Below are 21019 nucleotides of genomic sequence, written 5' to 3' on the forward strand. Positions count from 1 at the left end.
GTAGACTGCGGGGTATGCAAAACGTACAACCCACCGAAGTTCCAGCAGGCGCGCAGCTTATCGATGTGCGCGAAAACGACGAATGGGCCACCGTGCATGCGGAGGGCGCCACCCATATTCCCATGAGCGAGATAACGGGTCGCATCCAGGAAATCGATCCGGACCGAGATATTTATGTGATTTGCCACCTAGGCGGGCGCAGCGCGCAGGTCTGCCAGTATTTGGAGAACTCCCTGGGCTGGGACGTTATTAATGTTGAGGGCGGCACCGATAAGTGGGAGGCGGATGGCCTGCCCGTCGTTCGCGATTAATTGGCCTTTACCCATCTTTTGATGATTATGATGATGGTATGGCTTCCACTAATAATTCTGGCATACCAACCTCCCTGCTCGAATCCCCGTCCTTCCAGCTAGAGCGCCTGCGCCGTCGCACCCGCGATGGCGTCGAGGTGGCTCTGCAGACCAAGCAGACGACCATCCGCGAGTTCTGGGTGCTTACCTGCCTCGTCGAGGCGGATGCCGCCTCCCAGTCCTTCCTGTCTGAGACCTTGGCCATCGATGCCTCCGATATGGTGCGGCTTATTGATGCCCTCGAGGAGCGCGGCTGGGCCAAGCGCGAGCGCGATCCCAAGGACCGCCGCCGCCAGATCGTGGCGTGCACCAAGAAGGGCACCAAGACCCACAAGGACTTGGCGGAGCTCGTCGCCAGCGCCGAGGATGACGCGCTCGACGTATCCACCAATAAGCAGCTCAAGCACCTGCGCAAGCTGGCCAAGGCCATCATCGCTGCGGACGAGGACGAGGCATAAGCATGGACGAGCCCGAAGAATGTAGTAGGTCTAATACAGAACTTCCCAGCGTCCCGCAGCAGTACCTCCTGCGCGATCTGGCCCCGCGCCCGCGCACGCTGTGGGACATCATCACGACCACCGCTGAGATTCACCCAGAAGCCGCCGCGCTTGATGATGGCGAGATCATCACCTACGCCGAACTCATCCACGAGGTCCAGCTGTGGGCCACAGAGCTGCACGTCAATGGCGTGCGCCGCGGCGATCGCATCGGCATCCGGATGACGTCTGGCAAGCGCGATCTCTACCTCGCCATCCTGTCCACTCTGGCCGCCGGCGCGGCCTACGTGCCGGTGGATGCGGACGATCCGGATGAACGCGCGGAGATGGTCTTTGGTGAGGCCGATATCGATGGCTTGTTTAGCGATGACGGCTTCCGCTTCCTGCGCGAAAAACCGCGCCACGCGGCCAAAGGCGTCGAAGCCCCGCGGCCCGAAGACACTGCGTGGATCATCTTTACCTCCGGTTCCACGGGCAAGCCGAAGGGCGTTGCCGTCAACCACCGCTCGGCGGCCGCCTTTGTGGACGCGGAGGCCAGCCTCTTCCTCGTCGATCACCCCCACGGCCCGCTCGGCCCGGAAGACCGCGTGCTAGCCGGGCTTTCGGTTGCCTTCGACGCATCCTGTGAGGAGATGTGGTTGGCCTGGGGCCACGGCGGCTGCCTTGTCCCGGCACCGCGTTCCTTGGTGCGATCCGGCATGGACCTTGGTCCGTGGCTGATTCGCCGCGATATCACCGTCGTCTCCACGGTTCCCACCCTGGCGGGCCTGTGGCCAGCGGAAGCACTGGATAATATCCGCCTGCTCATCGTCGGCGGCGAGGCCTGCTCCCAGGAATTGGTGGACCGGCTAGCCACCGAGGACCGCGAGATGTGGAATACCTACGGCCCCACGGAGGCCACGGTCGTCGCCTGCGCGCAACGGATGATTCCGGGGCGCGCGGTTTCGATCGGTTTGCCGCTGAATGGGTGGGACCTGGTGGTCATCGATAAGCAGGGCCAACCCGTTGGCCTGGGTGAAACCGGCGAATTGGTCATCGGTGGCGTGGGCCTGGCCAGCTACCTGGACCCGCAGAAGGATGCGGAGAAGTACGCGCCGCTGGAATCCATGGGCTGGCAGCGCGCCTACCGCACCGGTGACCACGTGCGCCTGGAAGAAGACGGCCTGTACTTTGTGGGCCGCGTGGATGACCAGGTAAAGATTGGCGGGCGCCGCATCGAGCTGGGTGAGGTCGATGCGAACGTCGCCGCGCTGGATAACGTCTATAACTCCGCAGTGGCCGTGCAAAAGACCCCGGGCGGTGAATCCGTGCTGGTGGGATACGTCTCGCTGGAAGATGAGGCGCGCGGTTTTAACCACGGCGTGGCCCACGAACGGCTGGCGGAAACCATGCCTGCGGCGCTGGTCCCGCGCATCTGCGTGATGGATGAGCTGCCGGTGCGCACCTCCGGCAAGGTGGATAAGAAGGCGCTGCCGTGGCCGCTGCCCGGCGTTGGCGTGGAATCGACCACGCTGACGGAGACCGAGAAGTGGCTAGCCGAGCTCTGGGTCGAGACCCTCGGCGTATCCGTGGAGGATGAGAACGCCGATTTCTTCGACCTTGGCGGTACCTCCCTGGCCGCGGCGACGCTGGTGGGCCACATCCGCGATCGCTACCCCACCGTGGCCGTGCGCGATCTCTATGACCACCCGCGGCTAGGTTCGCTGGCGGAGCTCATCGCCGGCGCCGAACCGCGCCCCGAAGCGGAACAACAGAAACCGCTGCGCGAGGTCACCCCGGTTGGCGCGAAGACCCACGTGGCGCAAACGCTGCTGCAGATCCCCGCCATGACGCTGGCGGCGACCACCTGGCTGGCCTGGCTCATGCTGGGCTCAACGGTGGCCGCAGCTTTAGGCGTGGACTGGGCGCAGTCCTTCCCGTGGTGGCTTGTTATCACCCTGGTGCTCATCTTTGCCACGCCGCTGGGCCGCATCCCCATCGGCAGCTTTGGCGCGCGCCTGATTACTGCCGGCATCACACCCGGCGATTACCCGCGCGGCGGTTCGACCCACCTGCGCATTTGGGCCGCGGAGCGGTGGGCCGATGCCTCCGGATCGCGCTCTATCGCGGGCGCTACCTGGGTCAATAACTACGCCCGCGCCTTGGGCGTGAAGATGAAGCGCGGCGTGGACCTGCACTCGCTGCCACCGGTGACGGGCCTGCTCACCCTGGGCAAGCACGCCGCGGTGGAACCGGAGGTCGATCTCACCGGCTACTGGCTCGACGGCGACGTGCTCCACGTCGGCGCCATCGACATCAAGGAAGGCGCCCGCGTGGGCGCGCGCTCCACCCTGCTGCCCGGCACCGTGGTGGGCAAGTACGCCCACGTGGAGGCGGGTTCCACCGTCACCGGCCGCAAGAAGATCAAGGACGGCCAGCGTTGGTCCGGCTCTCCTGCGAAGAAGGTGGGCCGCTCCAAGCACCGCTTCCCCTCCAAGCCGCCGAAGCGCCGCCCCTGGTGGGTGGCTATTTACGGTGCGACCTCGCTGTTCCTGGCCGCGCAGCCGCTCATCGCGGTGCTTGTCGGCGCCATCGTGGATTTGGCGCTGGTGCATTCCACGGACGGGAACCGCTTCGTCGGCGCGGTGCTCTTCGCTCCACTCGCGGCGCTTGCGGCCTTTGCCACCTACATGCTGCAGACCTGGCTGGGCGTGCGCATCTTGTCCATCGGCATCTCGCCCGGCGTGAACCCGGTGCGCTCTGCCGCCGGCTGGCGCCTGTGGGCCATCGAGCGCCTCATGGATGAGGCCCGCACGCAGCTCTTCCCGCTCTATGCCTCGCAGCTGACCCCGCGGTGGCTGCGCGCTTTGGGCGCGCGCATTGGCAAGGACGTGGAGATTTCCACCGCCGTGATGATCCCAGCGCTCACGGACGTCAAAGACGGCGCCTTCCTTGCCGATGACACCATGATCGGCGGCTACGAGCTCGGCGGCGGCTGGATTCACTCCGGCGAGGCCAAGGTGGGCAAGCGCTCCTTCGTGGGCAACTCCGGCATTACCGCACCTGGGCGCAAACTTTCCAAGAACTCCCTGGTCGCGGTGCTGTCCTCCACCCCGAAGAAGACGAAGTCCGGGGCCAACTGGTGGGGTTCCCCGCCAGAGCGCATGCGGCGCGTTACCGCGCAGATCGATGCCCCCGCCGAGTCCGCCGAGGCGCTGACCTACAACCCGGGCTTCAAGCTCAAGGCCGCCCGCGGCGTCGTGGAGACCATGCGCCTCCTCGCGCCGATGTTCTCGGCCATGCTGCTCGCCGCCACCCTGGGGACGCTGTATTACCTGCTTGCCGATGTCGGCTTCCCCACCACCTGGGCCCTTTCCGGCCTCGTGCTCATGGCCATGGGCGCTATCGCCATGGCGGTGACCATCGCCGTGAAGTGGATCTGCGTGGGCACGCACAGCGCGGCCGACCACCCGCTGTGGAGTGTGTTCGTCTGGCTCAACGAGCTACAGGACACCTTCGTGGAGGTCGTCGCCGCCCCGTGGTTCTTCCAGCACACCTACGGCACAGGAGAGATCAACCTGGGCCTGCAGGGGCTGGGAGTGGACATCGGCAAGGGCGCCTGGATCGATTCCTACTGGTTCCCGGAAACCGATCTCTGCCACGTCGGCGCCGGCGCCTCCGTGGGGCCCGGTACCGTGGTGCAGACCCACCTATTCCAAGACCGCGTGATGAGCCTGGATACCGTCACCATCGAGGCCGGCTCCACGCTCGCCTCTCATTCGGTGGCGCTGCCCGCCTCGCTCATTGGCGAATCCAGCACCGTCGGCCCCGGTTCGCTGGTCATGCGCGGTGACCGCGTCCCCGCCAACGCCACCTGGCAGGGCAACCCCATCGAGCCGTGGGGTTAACCCACGCAAACACCGAACCCCGGCTTTAGAGGGACCACCACAAGGTCAACCTCAAGCCGGGGTTCTGTAAGCAAAAGACCCCTCCTCAGCCAAGCCGCTGAACGGTTGACCACCACAAGGAGGGGAATACTATACCGAGTATAATCGGACGTGCCGCCTCAATCAAAAATATTTTTAAAGAGCCCTTAAGTTGGTAGCCATGAGTAGTAAACGGATTAAAAAAGAGTGGTTATCAGAAAACAGGTTGGAGCCCTACCTTACAAAACCGGTGGATCCACAGATAAGGCTTTTGAGCTCTACGAACTCGATCGCCACCTTAGTGCTTCCCTTTTTCACGAGATAGCCTTCATCGAAGTAGCATTACGTAACTCAGTTTCTGGATATCTCAGCACCGAATACGGAGATGATTGGTATTGCAAGCTCGAGATGGGGTTCGATAAACGGGTTCGAGACAATATCACAGAAGCATGGAATAGCCTGCCAAGAGACTTCACCAAGAATACCGAACGAAGCAGAAGGCTAGGAGGAAGGGTCATTGCTGCTTCGATGTTTAGAACTTGGACAAATATCCTCGATACAGGAGGCTCCACGGGCTTACCAGCCCCTTTCAACAATGCTGATCATGACAGAATTTGGTCCCGCCAAGCCTTAATTTCTGTCTTCCCAGGTGCGAATTCAGTAGCTCGGAAGAAAGATCCAGAATATTCCACTCACGGTCTGACCCGTAAGTGGGTTCATTCCAAAATCCTCGAGATAAAGAAAATTAGAAATAGGGTTGCGCATCACGAGTCTGTAGTCCTTCGCGGCATCCCTGTCACGGGCACAGATACTCGTTTACGGCCTAGAGAATGCCACGAGGCCTGCCAAGATGTAGCAGCGATGTTGGACCGTGATTTAGCCTCTTACCTCACGGAAAACCTGCCAACAACAGCAATTCTCACCGAGTTGGACACCTTCTACGCAGGTCTAAATAATTCAAACAAATCATAAATGACCCACCTTCCCCAGGCCGCTAAAGCCTAAGTACCAACCCAACGGCAGGGAAAGCAGGTCATTATGTGCCGGGCCTATTGAACCCGAGACACGCTATCTTCTACACGTGGCGGTCCAGCCAGTCCACCACGGTGTCGAGGGCCTGGTCAGCGGCTGGCTCGTTGAAGACCTCGTGCTTCTGGCCCTCCCAGTTGATGTATTCCACGTCATCAGAGGAAATGGAGTTGTACCAGTCCTGGGAGAAGTACGGCGGAACGATGCCGTCCTTGGTGCCGTGCATGATAAGCGTCGGCGCGGTGAACAGGTCCGCGTTCACAGCATCGTAGGTAGCGATAGCACCCAACTGCAGCGCGGTACCGGCGCTGGTCTTTTGCGCGATGAGCGGGCTAGACGCGTACTCGTCCTTTACGGCCTGGCTGGTGGAAATGCCTTCCGTAAAGGGGTTGGACAGCATGATCTTCTTCGTGAACTCCGGCGACTGCGCACCAATGTAGGTGCGGTGCGGGATCAGGTTCTGCGCGTAGTGGGCGTTGAAGCTGGTGATATCCGCCAACGGCAGGCGCTCGAACAGGGTGGGGTCGAGCTGCTTTTGCACCTCAGAGATCTCGTCCGGCGTGATGGTCTCGCCCGTCGCCTTCTTACCGGACAGGTTCAACGGTGCACCACCGCCATTGGTGATGATGCCATCAACCTTGCCAGGTTCACGAATACCGTATGCCTGAACGGTCAACGAGCCCATGGAGTGGCCCAGCAGGAAGGTCTTTACATCGGGGTGCTCACCCTTAGCCATATCGACGACGCGGTCGAAGTCATTGAGAATGTACTGGAAGTTATCGATGTGCCCCAGCGGCGTGCTGCCGGAGGCAGACTTACCGTGTCCACGGTGGTCCAGGCGGTAGACGTTGTAGCCAGCGTCCAGCAGGCGCTTGGCCACGTAGTCATAGCGGCCAGAGTGCTCAGACACACCGTGTGCCAACACGACGTTGCCGCGTGGGTTTTCTACCAGCTGCTTGCGGTAGTAAATCTTCACGCCCTCGCCGTCGTGGCTATCGAAGTAGCCGTCTTCATCGGCGATCTGCTTATCAGAAACGGTGGAGCGACCGAGAACGTCGGTCTTATCTGCCGCCACCTCTGCTACTGGCTGGCCGCCTTCTGCAAAGGCGGTAGCGGTGAGCGTTCCTGATACTGCGATGGGCGCCATGGATACAGCGGTTGCGGTAGCCAGAACGCACAGTTTCTTCCTCATCATGTACGTACTCCTTTTAGTGGTTTGTGTCACGCATATTGATAGGATGACTTTTAGGTCACCTTGATAGTAGTTTCCCCGGGAACGTAATTCAAGTATTTTTTATTTATGGCTGCCAGCTTTTTAAGAAATAGCTGTGAGAATTATCAGGCACCCTCAGGCTGCCGCCATGAAGATGGTTAAGCGACATCAGAGGCCTTAGACATAGCAAAGCGGGAAGACCGATCTCCTCGATCTTCCCGCTCAACGGCGCTAGGGATTAACGCTACTAATCACCAATCTGGTCGCGACCGCGCTTGACGATGTTCCCGTCCGGCTCACCCACCACGTCGTAATCTTTATTGGTGTATTCAAACTTGGACAAGACATACCGCATCGCATTGACGCGAGCGCGCTTCTTGTCATTGGACTTGATGGTAATCCACGGCGATTCCTCAGTATCCGTATAACGGAACTGCTCTTCCTTCGCGCGCGTGTAGTCATCCCACTTATCCAGAGAAGCCAGGTCCATCGGCGAAAGCTTCCACTGGCGCACCGGGTCAATCTGGCGGATAGCAAAGCGCGTGCGCTGTTCCTTCCGGGTAACAGAGAACCACAGCTTGGTCAGCGAAATGCCCGATCCCAGGATCATGTTTTCTAGCATGGGCACCTCGCGCAGGAACTCCGCGTGCTGCGACTCGGTACAAAAGCCCATCACCCGCTCAACGCCGGAGCGGTTGTACCACGAGCGGTCAAAGAAGACGATTTCGCCGGCAGCCGGGAAATGCTCGATATAGCGCTGGAAATACCAGGAGGTGGACTCACGTGGGGATGGCTTTTCCAACGCGACGGTGCGCGCACCACGCGGGTTCAAGTGCTCATTGAAGCGCTTGATGGTTCCGCCCTTACCGGCAGCATCGCGACCCTCAAATAAAATGATGTGGCGCTGGCCAGTTTCCTTGGTCCAGTTCTGCCACTTCAATAGCTCAATTTGAAGTGCGCGCTTAATGGACTCGTATTCATTGCGAGTCATACGCTCTTCATAAGGGTAATTCTCCCGCCACGTCTGCACCGGAGAGCCATCCGGCATGATCAGCGACGGATCATCCTCATCCGTTCCGTCAACGACGAAGCCGTCGGTTTTTGCAAGGTCAATCTCAGGAAGATCGTCGTCTTTAATATCAGCCATGCACTTAGTGTAACCCGAATGTAGACATCTAGCGCGCTAACTTTTCGCAGGTGCACCCCATAAATAAAGGAAAGGAAAACGAAAAAAGACCTACCGAAACCGGTAGGTCTTCTTTGTTTAGTAAGCCTTAAGGCTCACCCGAGGATGCTCTTAGACGAACATGCCGATCAGCTGGGATGCACCGTTAGCAATGTCGATGAACGGGCTAACAATGTCGTGGCCAGCTTCTACGATGGTGTTAGCTACGCCGTTTGCCTTGGAGGAAAAAGTGATGATTTCCATTATGGTCTCCTTAAAATGGGATGGAAAGTAATCCGGTTTAGATTACTAGGAAGACAGTTCGGTGATTGCGTCCGGCAAAGCTGCCTCAGTAGCAGTCTCAGCTGCGTTCTCCAAGTTACCAAAGGAAAGAATCTCGGTAACGCCGGACAGTACCTTGTACCAGCCTTCCTGGGTGTTTACGAAGTTGTCTAGGTGCATCTGGATGGTGGCGAGATCCACGTTCATGTTTTTCTCCTCGAATAGGTCCGAAGCTTGTACCCCGAAGGGGCTTTGCAATGTGCAGGCACCCTCGGTGGGCGCTACGAGAAGTATTTTGCCATAGGGCTTCAGCGAAGCAACCCCAGATTTCCAGAAACCTTCTCAGCGCCTTAAGTTTTCATAAAAATTTTACACTGGATTTTTACTTCAACCGTTTACCTTATTTACAACTGTATGCCGCTGAACTGGGATTACCGCACCACCCCCTTCGCTGCTAGGTTAAGGAAAAATTATCACCGTAAAGATTGTTGGTGAATTTTCCTATAAATGCAGTACCGGAGGTTTATATGGAATTAGTTTTCATTACCGCGGTTTTTGCCCACTTTTTACCCTAATACGGGGTTAGTTCCGGTAACTAAAGGCGATTGAGAAGACTGCCGATGTAACGAAAAGTAGATTCCAAGCTATACAAACGGATCCGTTCGTATCCCCTGTCCCCTCAAAGGGGTATCCGCCTCAGCGCTTTGCAGAGGGGCATAAAACGCCGCTGCGCCCCTCCCCGCGTGCGTTCAGCACACAGTGGAGGGGCGCAGTTTCGCCAGACTCAAGCGCATATAAGAGCGGGAGCTCAGTATGCGCCAGGCGTGGTGGAGAGCTCTTAGAAGCCCATGCCGCCCATAGCGTCAGCGTCAGGCATAGCGTTGTTGGAGCCGGCAGGCTCTGGCTTATCAGCCACAACAGCCTCGGTGGTCAGGAACAGTGCCGCAATGGAGGCGGCGTTCTGCAGTGCAGAGCGGGTGACCTTAACCGGGTCGTTGATGCCGGATTCCATGAGGTTGACGTACTCGCCGGTAGCGGCGTTGAGGCCCTCGCCGGCGGGCAGGCCGGAGACCTTATCTGCAACGACGCCTGGCTCCAGGCCAGCGTTGTGAGCGATCTGCTTCAGCGGTGCAGACAGTGCCTCGCGGACGATCTTTACACCGGTTGCCTCATCACCTTCAGCCTCGATGGAGTCAAGAACGGTAGCGGCCTGCAGCAGGGCAACGCCACCGCCGGCAACGATGCCTTCTTCCACGGCTGCCTTGGCGTTGCGGACAGCGTCCTCGATGCGGTGCTTGCGCTCCTTGAGCTCAACCTCGGTGGCTGCACCGACCTTGAGCACGGCCACGCCACCGGAGAGCTTAGCCAGGCGCTCCTGCAGCTTCTCGCGGTCATAATCGGAATCGGAGTTCTCGATCTCAGCGCGGATCTGCTTGATGCGGCCATCGATCTGCTCCTGGGTGCCAGCACCCTGGACGATGGTGGTCTCATCCTTGGTGACAACGACCTTGCGTGCCTGGCCCAAGTACTCCAGCTCGGCGGTCTCTAGGGAAAGGCCAACCTCTTCGGAGATGACCTGGCCGCCGGTCAGGATGGCCATGTCCTGCAGGGTGGCCTTGCGGCGGTCACCGAAGCCCGGGGCCTTCACGGCAACGGACTTGAAGGTGCCGCGGATCTTGTTCACCACGAGGGTGGACAGGGCTTCGCCCTCAACGTCCTCAGCAATGATCAGCAGCGGCTTACCGGACTGCATGACCTTCTCCAGCAGCGGGACGAGGTCCTTGATATTGGAGATCTTAGAGGAGACCAGCAGGATGTACGGATCCTCCAGCACCGCCTCCTGGCGCTCCATATCGGTAGCGAAGTAGCCGGAGATGTAGCCCTTATCAAAGCGCATACCCTCAGTAACCTCGAGGTCCACGCCGAAGGTATTGGACTCTTCCACAGTGATAACGGAGTCCTTATTTACGGAACCGTTGCCCACGGTGTACATAGCCTCGGCAATCTTTTCACCAATTGCCGGGTCTGCGGCGGAAATGCCAGCGGTGGTAGCGATCTGCTCCTGGGTTTCTACTTCCTTGGCGGAAGTCAGCAGCGAGTCCACAACCTTCTTGGTTGCGGTCTCGATGCCGCGCTTGATGCCCATTGGGTTGGAACCAGCGGCCACATTGCGCAGGCCTTCGCGGACGAGTGCCTGTGCCAGAACGGTTGCGGTGGTGGTGCCGTCGCCGGCGACGTCATCGGTCTTCTTGGCAACTTCCTTGACCAGCTCGGCGCCGATCTTTTCGTAAGCATCCTCGAGCTCGATTTCGCGAGCGATGGAAACGCCGTCATTAGTAATGGTCGGTGCGCCCCAGGACTTTTCTAGGACGACGTTGCGGCCCTTGGGTCCGAGGGTGACCTTGACTGCGTCAGCCAGAGTATTCAGGCCGCGCTCAAGGCCGCGGCGGGCCTCTTCATCAAAAGCGATAATCTTTGCCATAGTGTTTGTGCTCCTTGGATTTATTGAGGACGACACTCACGTCTTTCTCGCTGCGGACGCCCGCGACGGCATGGCTGGTGAGTGTGGACCAACCTCAACCACAACGATGGAGATTTATCTAGCACTCATCCTGTCCGAGTGCTAACGCCCATTCTGGCACTCTCCTACCCCTACTGCAAGAAACAACGCGCTTGCCTGTAGCGATCTTTTGCCCGCCGCACACCGCGCTGTGGCACTTCCCCTCGGAAGGACGGCTGAGGCGGAAGGTGGCGCGGTGGGGAAGGTGGGGGCATCGGCAAGCGCGGGCAGGAATGCATAGGAATTGTCGTGAGGATCGGTCTTGCGGCCCAAGCGCTCAAGGTACCGTGGATTGCATGACAGATATGATTGACACCATACGTAGCGACCGTGACACCATCTTCCGCCAGCTCAGCGAGCTCGTGGGATTCAACTCCGTACACAATGAGCCGGGCTTGGAGGACCAGGCCCAGGGCGCAAGCCAGTGGGTGAAGGCCGCGCTGGAAAAAGCCGGGGCAACGGTAGAAACCATCACCACCGCGGATGGTTCCACCGCCATTCTGGGCGAGCGCAAGGGTGAAGAAGGCGCCAAGACCGTCCTGTTGTACTCGCACTACGATGTCGTGCCTGCAGGAGACCGCGCAGCCTGGGAATCCGATCCGTTCACCCTGACCGAGCGCGCCGATGCCGAGGGCACCACCCGCTGGTACGGCCGCGGCGCGGCAGACTGCAAAGGCAATGTGGCCATGCACCTGGCGGCCCTGCGCGCCCTCGAGGCCAATGGCGGCACGAAGGTAAACCTGAAGTACCTCATCGAGGGCTCCGAGGAGCGCGGCGGCGAGGGCCTGTCCCAGCTCATCAAGGACCGCCCGGAGCTTTTCGCTGCCGATGCCATCCTGATTGCAGATGCCGGCAATGCCGCGGTGGGCCAGCCCACCTTGACCACCTCCCTGCGCGGCGGCGCGCAGATTGAGGTCGAGGTCAATACCCTGGCCGCGCCCGTGCACTCCGGCCAATTCGGCGGCGCTGCCCCAGACGCAGTGAAGGCGCTAATGCGCACGCTGGATTCGCTCACGGATGAGTACGGTCGCACCACCATCGATGGCGTGGATACCAGCGCCCATTGGCAAGGCCAGGAATACCCGTCCGAGGCCTTCCGCGGCGACGCACAGCTGCTCGAGGGCACCGAGATCATGGGCTCCAAAGACCCGGAGGGCGCTACCCCGGTGGCAGACATGGTGTGGTCCCGCCCGGCCATTTCCGTGACCGGCTTTACCTCTACCCCAGTGGCTGAGGCCGTCAACGCCGTTCCCGCTACCGCGGCGGCCAAGCTGAACCTGCGAGTTCCGGCCGGCACCGATGCCCGCGCCATTGGCGAGGCCGTCTGCGAGCACGTGAAAAACCACGCCCCCTGGGGCGCGCACATCAAGGCAGAGGTCGTGGAGGCCAATGCCGGTTTTTCCACCGACCCGGAAAAACCCGCCGTGGCGCTGTTGGGCCAGTGCCTTTCCGAGGCCTATGGCAAGGAAACCGCGGCGCAGGGCATGGGCGGTTCCATCCCGCTGACCACCGAGCTGCAAGAGGCACACCCCAACGCGGAAATCGCCCTCTACGGCGTGGAGGAACCCAAGTGCACCATCCACTCCGCCAATGAGTCCGTCGATCCCACCGAGATCGAGCACGTCGCCGCTGCGGAGGCGCTTTTCTTGCAGCGCTACGCGTAAGAACATGCGCGCAACGGCGGCATATAATACTGTGTGCTAAAAATAATCTTTCGAAGTTGTGGAAAAACCGGTAAACTTTCGACGAGTTGACCCCGTTTCCGGCCACGCTGCTTGCACACGTGGGATAGTTCGTACTCGGCCGAGTACGAACTGTCTTGGTGTGTATATGACTATGGCGCATATCGCCACGCCCCGCGGCAATGAGGGTCTGAGAACTTGACACAACCTAAGGAGCGCAGATTCCAACGTGCTAATACTTCTGGGTGCCCTCATCGTTGCCACCGTGGTTGCACCGCTGCTCATTATGAATGTGGGCCGCCCAGCCTTTGGTTTATTGGCAATCGTTCCCGGTGTCGGTTTCGTGTGGACCCTCGCGCACTTTGCCCGGGGTACCTTCCACGACGGCGGCGCGCTGAATTACACCATCGAGTGGATGCCGGCCGCGCACCTCGCCGTGGATCTGCGCATGGATGCCCTGGGCGGGCTCTTTAGCCTCATCATCTTAGGGATGGGCGCGTTGGTCCTGCTGTATTGCTGGGGCTATTTCGATTCCACGCGCCGCCGCCTTGCCATGTTCGCCGGCCAGATGGTGGGTTTTGCCACCGCCATGTTTGGGCTTGTCACCTCCGATAGCCTGCTGCTCATGTACGTCTTCTGGGAGATCACCTCCCTCTTGTCGTACCTGTTGGTCAGCTACTATGCCGAGCGCGCCTCTTCGCGCCGCGCCGCGCAGCAAGCCCTGATGGTCACCGTCTTGGGTGGGTTGTCCATGCTGATGGGCATCTGCCTGCTCGGCCGGCAAACAGGGGCGTGGACGTTTAGCGAAATCCACGCCTACGATCACTTCCCCCAAACCCCATACGTCACCGTCGCCATCGTGCTCATCCTGGTCGGCGCGCTCACCAAGTCCGCCATCGTGCCGGCGCACTTCTGGCTGCCGGGTGCTATGGCAGCGCCAACGCCTGTCTCGGCGTACCTGCACTCCGCGGCCATGGTCAAGGCCGGAATCTACCTGATCGCTCGCCTGGCACCGGATATGTACGAGGTAGCCACCTGGCACCTCGTGGTCATTTCCTTAGGCGTATTTACCATGCTGCTCGGCGGCTGGATGGCGCTGAAGCAAAAAGACCTCAAGCTCATTTTGGCCTATGGCACGGTCTCCCAGCTGGGCTTTATCACCTCCATCGTGGCGGTTGGCTCCCGGGAGGCCATGCAGGCGGGCCTAGCGCTGACCTTTGCCCACTCGCTCTTTAAAGCCGCACTCTTCATGGTGGTCGGCGCCATCGACCACTGCTCTGGCACGCGCGATATTACGAAGCTATCCGGCCTCGGCCGCAAGCAGCCCTTCCTCTACGGCATCGCCATTATCTCCGCCCTATCCATGGCGGGCGTTCCCCCGCTCTTTGGCTTCGTTTCCAAGGAGGCCGTGCTGGAATCCACCATGCACGAAGAGCTGCTTATTGGCATGCCGCGCAATATGATCCTGGTAGCCTATGTGGCAGGTTCCATCCTCACCATGGCCTATGCCCTGCGCTTTTTGTGGGGTGCCTTTGCCACCAAGAACCTCCCCGAGGATAAAGACGGCGTCTCTAAGGCCGTGGCCACGATGCACAAGGTCAACGTGGGCCTGTGGCTCGCCCCCGCCGTGCTCACCGCGCTGACCATCACGCTCGGCCTCGCGCCGCAGGCGCTCTCGGCGACCATCGATCAGCACCTCGATTCCACCTTTGGGGCAGGCGAGCACCACGGCCTAGCCCTCTGGCACGGGTGGTCAGTGACCTTGGGCGTATCCGCCATCATCATCGTGGCCGGAATCATCGTGCACTGGCGCCGCCAGGTCCTGGAGCAATGGCAGTTTGCGTACCCCGCACTTGGCGATGCCGACGCCGTCTACGACAAGGTCATCTCCACCCTGCGCAAGCTCTCCCTGCGCACCACGGCCGTCACCCAGCGCGGTTCGCTGCAGCTCAACCTGACCGTCATCTTCGCCACCCTCATGGTGCTGCCGCTGACCATGCTGATTACCGGTGATCTCACGGATATCCGCATGGTGGTTGCAGAAAACCCCTGGCAGGTCGTCGCCGCCATCATCATGATGGTGGCCGCCATCGCAGCCACGGTCACCGATAACCGTCTCTCCGCCGTCATCATCGTCGGCATCACCGGCTACTCGTTGTCCTTTGTCTTTGCCATCCACGGTGCCCCGGATTTGGCGCTGACCCAGTTGCTCACGGAAACCATCATCATGGTGCTATTCATGCTGGTGCTGCGCCGCATTCCGGCGTCTACCGAGTGGAAGCAGGACCCGAAGATGGGACGCCTGCGCGCCTGGCTCTCCGTTGGCACCGGCCTGACCGTCACCATCGTGGCGATGTTTGCCATCAACGCGCGCTCGGCAGAACCTATCTCGCAGTACATGCCGGAGCTGGCTAAGGAGATAGGCCACGGCGCCAATGCCGTCAACGTCTTGCTGGTGGACCTGCGCGCCTGGGATACCTTTGGCGAGATCACGGTGATTATCATCGCCGCGCTCGGCGTGGCCTCCCTGATTTATCGCACCCAATCCTTCTCTAGGGATAGCCGCCGGCCTACCCTGCAGGTCACGGGCCGGCGCTGGCTGGCCGCGGGCTCGGAATCAGAGCAGGCGCTCAACCGCTCGCTGATGATCGATGTCTCCACCCGCGTGCTCTTCCCCTCCATGATGGCGCTGTCCTTCTACTTCTTCTTTGCCGGGCACAACGCGCCAGGCGGCGGCTTCGCCGGTGGCCTTGTGGCCGCACTCGCGCTCATCCTGCGCTACCTGGCCGGTGGCCGCGCGGAGCTCGATGAGGCCCTGCCCATCGATGCCGGGCGCACCATGGGCGCTGGCCTCTCCCTCTCTGCCTTGGCGGTGGTGGTGCCTATGTTCTTTGGCCATCCGCCGCTTACCAGCGGATATACCTCGCCCGAGATCCCTCTTATCGGCGCGGTCTCGCTGCCTTCGGCGCTGGTCTTTGACTTGGGCGTCTACCTCATCGTCGTGGGGCTCACGCTCTACGTGCTCAGCTCGCTCGGCGCCAAGCTGGATGAAGAAGAAGAGATGCGTAAGCAGCGCGCCCGCGACCGCGCCCGCTCGCTGGCGCGGAAGAACCGGGAGCGCAGCACCAAGCAAAAGGCCCAACGGGCGCAAAAACAAGAGAAGAAAAAAGAAAAGATACCAGCCGCAACGAGCTCCTCCGGCACAGGTTCCGGGGATAACGCAGGAAAGGAGAAATAAATGCAAGCCAACCTCTTCCTCCTGCTCGCCGCCGGAGTAATGGTTTCTGCGGGCATCTACCTCTTGCTCGACCGCGCCATGACCAAGATGATGCTCGGGCTGCTCTTGCTGGGCAATGGCGCCAACCTCTTTATGCTGCAGGCCGGTGGCCCGGCGGGCTCGCCGCCCATCGATGGCCGCGAGGCCCAGCCTTATGGCAGCGATATTGCGGATCCTCTTACCCAAGCGATGATCCTTACCGCCATCGTCATTTCCATGGCGCTGACGGCCTTTATTCTCACCTTGGCCTACCGCCAGTACCGCTACCGCACCGCCGACGTCATTGAAGATGACGCCGAAGATACCGCGATTGCCGCTAAGGCCTCCAAGCCCGGCAACGCCGCGGCGAGCGCGGATCATGATGCCTCCAATGACCCCGCCACCGGACGGGCCACCAAGGAAGGCGATAATTTCGGCCCCGAATCCTTCGAGGAGCCGGTGAAGGGAGCCGAAGATGACTGAGCCATTCCACCAGGCGGCCGAAACAATGTACCCGTACGTCGGCGCCCTCATCCCGCTGCCCGTCATCATCCCGGCTGTGGCCGCGGCGCTCTCGCTGCTGTTTGCCCGCATGCCTAATGTGCAGCGCCAGATCGCCTTTTTCTCCCTGCTGATTACGGCTGCGGTGAACGCGAGCCTGATCATAATAGTGGATTTCCATGGCATACAGACCCTGCAGATAGGCGGCTGGGACGCCCCCGTGGGCATCACATTGGTGGCGGACCGGCTCTCCACGATGATCCTCTTTACCTCGTCTGTGGTGCTGTTCTCCGTCATCTGGTACGCCATTTCCCAGGGTGTGCGCGATGGCACCAAGGACGAACCGGTCGCGGTCTTTTTGCCCACCTACATGTTGCTGACCATGGGCGTGAATATCTCGTTCTTGGCCGGCGACCTCTTTAACCTCTACGTCGGCTTCGAGGTCTTCCTCGTCGCCTCGTACGTGCTGTTGACCTTGGGAGCATCGGCAGGCCGCGTGCGCGCCGGCGTGGGTTATGTGATGGTCTCGATGGCCTCATCCATGATCTTCTTGCTGGCGCTAGCGTATGTCTATGCCTCCGTCGGCACCATGAACATGGCCCAGATTGGCCAGCGCATGCAGGACATCCCGGAGGGCACCCGCACCGCCATCTTCGCCACCTTGCTCGTGGCCTTTGGCATCAAGGCCGCGGTGGTGCCGCTGGCCGCCTGGCTGCCGGACTCCTACCCCACCGCGCCTTCGCTGGTCACGGCCGTGTTCGCCGGCCTGCTCACCAAGGTTGGTGTGTACGCGATCATCCGCGCGCGCACGTCCATCTTTACCAATGGTGGCCTCGATACCGTGCTGATGTGGGTGGCGCTGGCCACCATGCTGGTGGGTATCTTGGGCGCCATCGCGCAGACCGATATTAAGCGTCTACTGTCCTTTACCCTGGTCAGCCACATCGGCTATATGATCTTCGGCGTCTCCTTGGGCACCGCCCAGGGGCTATCCGGCGCCATTTTCTACGCCATCCACCACATTTTGGTGCAAACCGCGCTCTTCCTCGTCGTCGGCCTCATCGAGCGCCAGGCCGGTACGTCCTCGCTGCGGCGCCTGGGCTCGCTGATGTATTCCGCCCCGCTTATCGCCGTGCTGTATTTTATCCCAGCCATCAACCTGGGCGGCGTGCCGCCGTTCTCTGGCTTCCTGGGCAAGATCATCCTCATTCAGGCGGGCACCAATGAAGGCTCCTGGCTGGCGTGGGTGCTCATCGGCGGCGCGCTGGTGACCTCGCTGCTGACCCTGTACGTCATGATGCTGGTCTGGGCCAAGGGCTTCCAGCGTGACCGCGCCGATGCCCCCGAGGGCAACGTCGCCCTAGCACGCCCCGCCCCGCTTTCTGATATCACCGATGAGGTCGAGTTCTCCTCCCGCCAGGATGTCGGCCGCGTGCCGTTCGGCATGGTGGGTGCCACCGCACTGTTGGTCATTGCCTCGACCTCGATCACCTTCCTAGCCGGCCCGATTTCCGGTGTCACCTCCCGCGCGGCCGAATCCGCGCAGGATACCTCCATTTATCAGTACGCCGTATTGGGCGAAAATGCCGATAACCCCACCCGGCACCTTGACCAGAAGGACCGCTACGAAGGCGGCGCGGACTCCTACAAAGAGCGCAGCCACCTGCTGCCGGACCCCGGCCCGGCCCACGATCCGGAATCTGCTGCCAAGGAGACGGCGAGCTCGGAGACACCAAGCTCGGACGCGTCGACGAAATTGAGGGCACCAGAAAGCCCTACGCCAGTAAAGAAGGAGGCCCGCGATGACTAAGAGCCGCTTTGCCGGTCTGCGCTACCGCTTCCGGCCGTGGTTTACCGTCTGGATCACGGTCATGTGGTGCATGCTCATGGGCGAAATCACGGTGGGCAATGTGGTCGGCGGCCTCCTCGTCGCCCTGGTCATCGTCTTCGCCCTGCCACTGCCGGCGATGCCCATTGCCGGCGTCGAGGTCGCGTGGGGCAAATTCTTCCGCTACATGCTGCGCTGGTTCTGGGAGCTGTTTTATGCCTCCCTCAAGGTGGGCTGGCTGGCCTCCCGGCCGCAGCCGCTGCCTCAAACCGCCATCCTGGAATTGCCGATGCGCCTGGAAAATGAGTTCATCCTCTCCCTTGCGGTGACGCTGTACAACCTGCAGCCGGGTGGAACGGTGACAGACATTGACATCGCCAATCGCATGATCACCATCCACATCCTGGATGCCCGGGATGAGGCGCAGATCCAGCGCGAAATTGATGCCGTGTCCCGTCTAGAATCTTCCATGATCGAGATCTTTGAAAGGAGCCACCCATAATGGATCCGCAGATCTATCACGCCATCCTGCTGGTTCCCGCATTCCTGCTGTGGGTCTCCGTATTAATTACCGTCTGGCGCATTATCGTAGGGCCCAACTCCCTCGACCGGCTGGTGGGAATGGACGGTTTTACCGCCATGTTCCAATGCGCGCTGGCGACCTACATGTGCTGGTCACTAGATACCTCCGTAGTCTCGGCCATGCTGGTCATCGCGCTGCTCGGCTTCATCTCCACCGTGTCTGTTACCAGGTTTAGGAAGAGGGATAACCAATGAGTTGGTCACTAATCGCCGATATCCTCTCGCTCATCCTCGTCATCAGCGGCAGCCTCCTCATCCTCGCCGCCGCCATTGGCCTGGCGCGCTTTAAAGACACGATGTCCCGCGTTCACGCCGTGAGCAAGCCGCAGACCACCGGTCTCATCCTCACCATCATGGGTGCGTTCATCCGCATTACCGGCGCCGAATCTTTCAGTATGGCCGAGCGTGGTGATTTGGGTATGCTTATTTTGCTGGTACTGTTTGCGATGTTTACCAGCCCGGTAACCGCGCAGCGCACCTCACGCATTGCACGCCGTGAAGGCCTGTATGGTTCCGAGGAATCGATGTCGCGCAATGACCGCCCCGCCGGCCGTTCGCTGCGCCGCAAATAGGAGGCACCTTTAACCGTGAAAAAGCTATACGGACTGCCTACTCTGGCTACCCTTCTGATTGCCTTCTTTATCTTCAGCATATCCCGCTATAGCAAATACGACGGTCCCAATGCCTTCATCTGGCGCGTGCCGCTGGATTTGAAGATTTACTGGCTCGCCGGCGGCGAGGTGGCTAACGGCGCCAACCTTTATGACAACGCTTATATTGGCAACCTTCCTTTTACCTACCCGCCCTTTGCCGGCACGCTGTTCAAGTGGATTTCTGCGCTTGCCGATGACCCCCTTATTATCCTCTGGCAAGGCGGCACCATCCTTGCTTTATTGGCCGTCATCCTCATGGTCTTCCACGAGCGCGGCCTTAAACTTTCTCCGCTGACCTGGTTTGTTGCCATCCTACTGGTGCTGTGCGCCCCGGCTGTAGAGCCGATGTACGGCACCTTGTTCTATGGCCAGATCAACGTCTTTTTGATGTTCTTGGTCGCCCTCGACGTCGTTCCTAAGAAGAGGGCCCTACCCGGCATTGGCATCGGCCTCGCCGCAGGCTTGAAACTCACCCCGGCCTTTATGGGCTTGGTACTCCTATTCCAGAAGCGCTGGTGGCAGGCGGTTATCTCCGTCCTTACCTTCGCGGTGACCGTTGCGATTGGTTTCGTCACCATTCCGGATGCCGGGGTGTTCTGGACCGATGCCATCTTCAATTCCTCCCGCGTGGGTGAACACACCAACCCGGGTGCGCAATCCATCCGCTCGGTCATGGTGCGCGCGTGGGGCATCGACGGCGGTTGGATGTGGCTCGCCGCCGTAGCGGTGGTCTTCGTCTTGACTTGCTTGGCCCTGCGCACAGCGATGAAGCACAAGAATAACTCCGCCGCCATGTCCCTTGCCGGCATTAGCGCCTGCCTGGTCTCGCCCTTCTCTTGGTACCACCACTGGGTCTGGGTCTTCCCGTTAGCCATCGTGGTTCTCATCTCCGTCAACCAGGCACTGGGCAAGCGTCTGCGCGGGGTCATCGGCGCGCAAGTAGCAGCACTCATTTCCTTCGCGGCCATGTGCGTGGTGCTGCTGCCGTACGTCTCCGCAGCCTTCTGGCTCGAGGGCTCCAACCGCTCTTTGAACCAGTTGGACTTCCAGCCCTGGGCCATGCTCCTTTTCACCGCCTCCGGCATCCTTTACATCGCCTTTTATGCCCTGTGGGGATTTATCCCCGGCACCCAGCCCAGCGAGGAAGATGCCCCCAGGGGCCGGCACGCGGCACAGCGTGCTGCTCAGCCGCAGTACGCCCAACAGCACCGCGCCCAGCAGCCCCAGCACGCCCAGCCGCAGCACGCCCAGCCGCAACGCACTCAGACAGCCGGAGCTCACGCGTCTGGCGCTACCGCACGGGGTTCTGCCACTACCGACGAAACCGCAGAGTTCCCAGTATTTAACCCTGAGACCCGCGAGTTTCCCTCCACCGAGGGCTATACCGATATTCCGGCTCCCCCGTCCCCCGGCGGCCGCCACGCCCTAGATAACGACTAAGCCGCACGCAGCCGCCGCATGCCGGCAGCCATCTGCGCACCACCGCGCCGGCCTCGTACAGCTTCCTCCAGTGCGA

Annotated in this window: 18 protein-coding genes; 13 read left to right on the top strand and 5 right to left on the bottom strand. The window is 60.6% G+C overall.

Annotated elements, in window-relative coordinates; all coding sequences use genetic code 11:
* Window positions 1-14: 14 nt before the first annotated feature.
* The 4 genes from ABRP84_RS08055 (at window position 15) to ABRP84_RS08070 (ending at window position 5724) form a co-directional block, all read left to right on the top strand.
* Window positions 15-311, top strand: coding sequence for a rhodanese-like domain-containing protein (locus tag ABRP84_RS08055; RefSeq protein ID WP_349853279.1), 297 nt, complete (start codon window positions 15-17; stop codon window positions 309-311).
* A gap of 38 nt (window positions 312-349) precedes the next feature.
* On the top strand, window positions 350-808 hold the full coding sequence (locus tag ABRP84_RS08060) for a MarR family winged helix-turn-helix transcriptional regulator (protein WP_349853280.1): 459 nt from the start codon (window positions 350-352) through the stop codon (window positions 806-808).
* Window positions 809-810: 2 nt separating this feature from the next.
* Complete coding sequence (locus ABRP84_RS08065; protein ID WP_349853281.1) at window positions 811-4734, top strand: Pls/PosA family non-ribosomal peptide synthetase; 3924 nt, start codon at window positions 811-813, stop codon at window positions 4732-4734.
* Between the two features lie 225 nt (window positions 4735-4959).
* A complete protein-coding gene (locus tag ABRP84_RS08070) occupies window positions 4960-5724 on the top strand; it encodes an Abi family protein (RefSeq protein ID WP_023023986.1) in 765 nt (254 codons plus the stop codon).
* A gap of 103 nt (window positions 5725-5827) precedes the next feature.
* Here the strand turns inward: ABRP84_RS08070 and ABRP84_RS08075 are convergent, their stop codons facing one another.
* The 5 genes from ABRP84_RS08075 to groL form a co-directional block, all read right to left on the bottom strand.
* Window positions 5828-6976, bottom strand: a complete 1149-nt coding sequence (locus ABRP84_RS08075; RefSeq protein ID WP_349853282.1) for an alpha/beta hydrolase — start codon at window positions 6974-6976, stop codon at window positions 5828-5830.
* A gap of 265 nt (window positions 6977-7241) precedes the next feature.
* Window positions 7242-8141, bottom strand: a complete 900-nt coding sequence (ppk2, locus tag ABRP84_RS08080; RefSeq protein WP_023023989.1) for a polyphosphate kinase 2 — start codon at window positions 8139-8141, stop codon at window positions 7242-7244.
* A gap of 150 nt (window positions 8142-8291) precedes the next feature.
* A complete protein-coding gene (locus ABRP84_RS08085) occupies window positions 8292-8423 on the bottom strand; it encodes a hypothetical protein (protein ID WP_023023991.1) in 132 nt (43 codons plus the stop codon).
* A 45-nt stretch (window positions 8424-8468) separates the two neighbouring features.
* On the bottom strand, window positions 8469-8648 hold the full coding sequence (locus ABRP84_RS08090; RefSeq protein WP_349853283.1) for a hypothetical protein: 180 nt from the start codon (window positions 8646-8648) through the stop codon (window positions 8469-8471).
* Between the two features lie 631 nt (window positions 8649-9279).
* Window positions 9280-10923: a chaperonin GroEL gene (gene groL, locus ABRP84_RS08095; RefSeq protein WP_349853284.1), complete on the bottom strand. Its 1644-nt coding sequence runs from the start codon at window positions 10921-10923 to the stop codon at window positions 9280-9282.
* Between the two features lies 1 nt (window position 10924).
* Here groL and ABRP84_RS08100 point away from each other — a divergent pair, with 1 nt between their 5' ends.
* From ABRP84_RS08100 to ABRP84_RS08140, 9 genes are all read left to right on the top strand, one after another.
* Window positions 10925-11068: a hypothetical protein gene (locus ABRP84_RS08100; RefSeq protein ID WP_156904629.1), complete on the top strand. Its 144-nt coding sequence runs from the start codon at window positions 10925-10927 to the stop codon at window positions 11066-11068.
* Window positions 11069-11297: 229 nt separating this feature from the next.
* Complete coding sequence (locus ABRP84_RS08105) at window positions 11298-12665, top strand: dipeptidase (protein ID WP_023023997.1); 1368 nt, start codon at window positions 11298-11300, stop codon at window positions 12663-12665.
* Between the two features lie 247 nt (window positions 12666-12912).
* The gene (locus ABRP84_RS08110; protein WP_023023999.1) at window positions 12913-15921 is read left to right on the top strand and encodes a Na+/H+ antiporter subunit A; all 3009 of its coding nucleotides are present in this window, start codon (window positions 12913-12915) and stop codon (window positions 15919-15921) included.
* Window positions 15922-16422, top strand: coding sequence for a Na(+)/H(+) antiporter subunit C (locus ABRP84_RS08115; protein WP_023024001.1), 501 nt, complete (start codon window positions 15922-15924; stop codon window positions 16420-16422).
* Window positions 16415-18250: a Na+/H+ antiporter subunit D gene (locus tag ABRP84_RS08120; protein WP_284869430.1), complete on the top strand. Its 1836-nt coding sequence runs from the start codon at window positions 16415-16417 to the stop codon at window positions 18248-18250. The genes ABRP84_RS08115 and ABRP84_RS08120 overlap by 8 nt, the downstream gene beginning before the upstream one ends.
* Window positions 18243-18770: a Na+/H+ antiporter subunit E gene (locus ABRP84_RS08125; protein WP_023024005.1), complete on the top strand. Its 528-nt coding sequence runs from the start codon at window positions 18243-18245 to the stop codon at window positions 18768-18770. The genes ABRP84_RS08120 and ABRP84_RS08125 overlap by 8 nt, the downstream gene beginning before the upstream one ends.
* On the top strand, window positions 18770-19045 hold the full coding sequence (locus tag ABRP84_RS08130) for a monovalent cation/H+ antiporter complex subunit F (protein WP_005279460.1): 276 nt from the start codon (window positions 18770-18772) through the stop codon (window positions 19043-19045). Before ABRP84_RS08125 ends, ABRP84_RS08130 begins: the two co-directional genes overlap by 1 nt.
* Window positions 19042-19422, top strand: coding sequence for a monovalent cation/H(+) antiporter subunit G (locus ABRP84_RS08135; protein WP_005279458.1), 381 nt, complete (start codon window positions 19042-19044; stop codon window positions 19420-19422). The genes ABRP84_RS08130 and ABRP84_RS08135 overlap by 4 nt, the downstream gene beginning before the upstream one ends.
* Before the next feature lie 15 nt (window positions 19423-19437).
* Complete coding sequence (locus ABRP84_RS08140; RefSeq protein ID WP_284869429.1) at window positions 19438-20943, top strand: glycosyltransferase 87 family protein; 1506 nt, start codon at window positions 19438-19440, stop codon at window positions 20941-20943.
* The last annotated feature ends 76 nt before the right edge of the window (window positions 20944-21019 follow it).

Source organism: Corynebacterium sp. KPL2861 (genome assembly GCF_040225475.1).
In the GTDB taxonomy this organism is placed as follows: Bacteria; Actinomycetota; Actinomycetes; order Mycobacteriales; family Mycobacteriaceae; genus Corynebacterium.

What these genes read in the sequence shown, in the direction of transcription:
- ABRP84_RS08055 (WP_349853279.1), top strand. Translation starts at nt 15, where the DNA reads ATGCAAAACGTACAACCCACCGAAGTTCCAGCAGGCGCGCAGCTTATC.
- ABRP84_RS08060 (WP_349853280.1), top strand. Translation starts at nt 350, where the DNA reads ATGGCTTCCACTAATAATTCTGGCATACCAACCTCCCTGCTCGAATCC.
- ABRP84_RS08065 (WP_349853281.1), top strand. Translation starts at nt 811, where the DNA reads ATGGACGAGCCCGAAGAATGTAGTAGGTCTAATACAGAACTTCCCAGC.
- ABRP84_RS08075 (WP_349853282.1), bottom strand. Translation starts at nt 6,976, where the DNA reads ATGATGAGGAAGAAACTGTGCGTTCTGGCTACCGCAACCGCTGTATCC.
- ppk2 (WP_023023989.1), bottom strand. Translation starts at nt 8,141, where the DNA reads ATGGCTGATATTAAAGACGACGATCTTCCTGAGATTGACCTTGCAAAA.
- ABRP84_RS08085 (WP_023023991.1), bottom strand. Translation starts at nt 8,423, where the DNA reads ATGGAAATCATCACTTTTTCCTCCAAGGCAAACGGCGTAGCTAACACC.
- ABRP84_RS08090 (WP_349853283.1), bottom strand. Translation starts at nt 8,648, where the DNA reads ATGAACGTGGATCTCGCCACCATCCAGATGCACCTAGACAACTTCGTA.
- groL (WP_349853284.1), bottom strand. Translation starts at nt 10,923, where the DNA reads ATGGCAAAGATTATCGCTTTTGATGAAGAGGCCCGCCGCGGCCTTGAG.
- ABRP84_RS08105 (WP_023023997.1), top strand. Translation starts at nt 11,298, where the DNA reads ATGACAGATATGATTGACACCATACGTAGCGACCGTGACACCATCTTC.
- ABRP84_RS08115 (WP_023024001.1), top strand. Translation starts at nt 15,922, where the DNA reads ATGCAAGCCAACCTCTTCCTCCTGCTCGCCGCCGGAGTAATGGTTTCT.
- ABRP84_RS08120 (WP_284869430.1), top strand. Translation starts at nt 16,415, where the DNA reads ATGACTGAGCCATTCCACCAGGCGGCCGAAACAATGTACCCGTACGTC.
- ABRP84_RS08125 (WP_023024005.1), top strand. Translation starts at nt 18,243, where the DNA reads ATGACTAAGAGCCGCTTTGCCGGTCTGCGCTACCGCTTCCGGCCGTGG.
- ABRP84_RS08130 (WP_005279460.1), top strand. Translation starts at nt 18,770, where the DNA reads ATGGATCCGCAGATCTATCACGCCATCCTGCTGGTTCCCGCATTCCTG.
- ABRP84_RS08135 (WP_005279458.1), top strand. Translation starts at nt 19,042, where the DNA reads ATGAGTTGGTCACTAATCGCCGATATCCTCTCGCTCATCCTCGTCATC.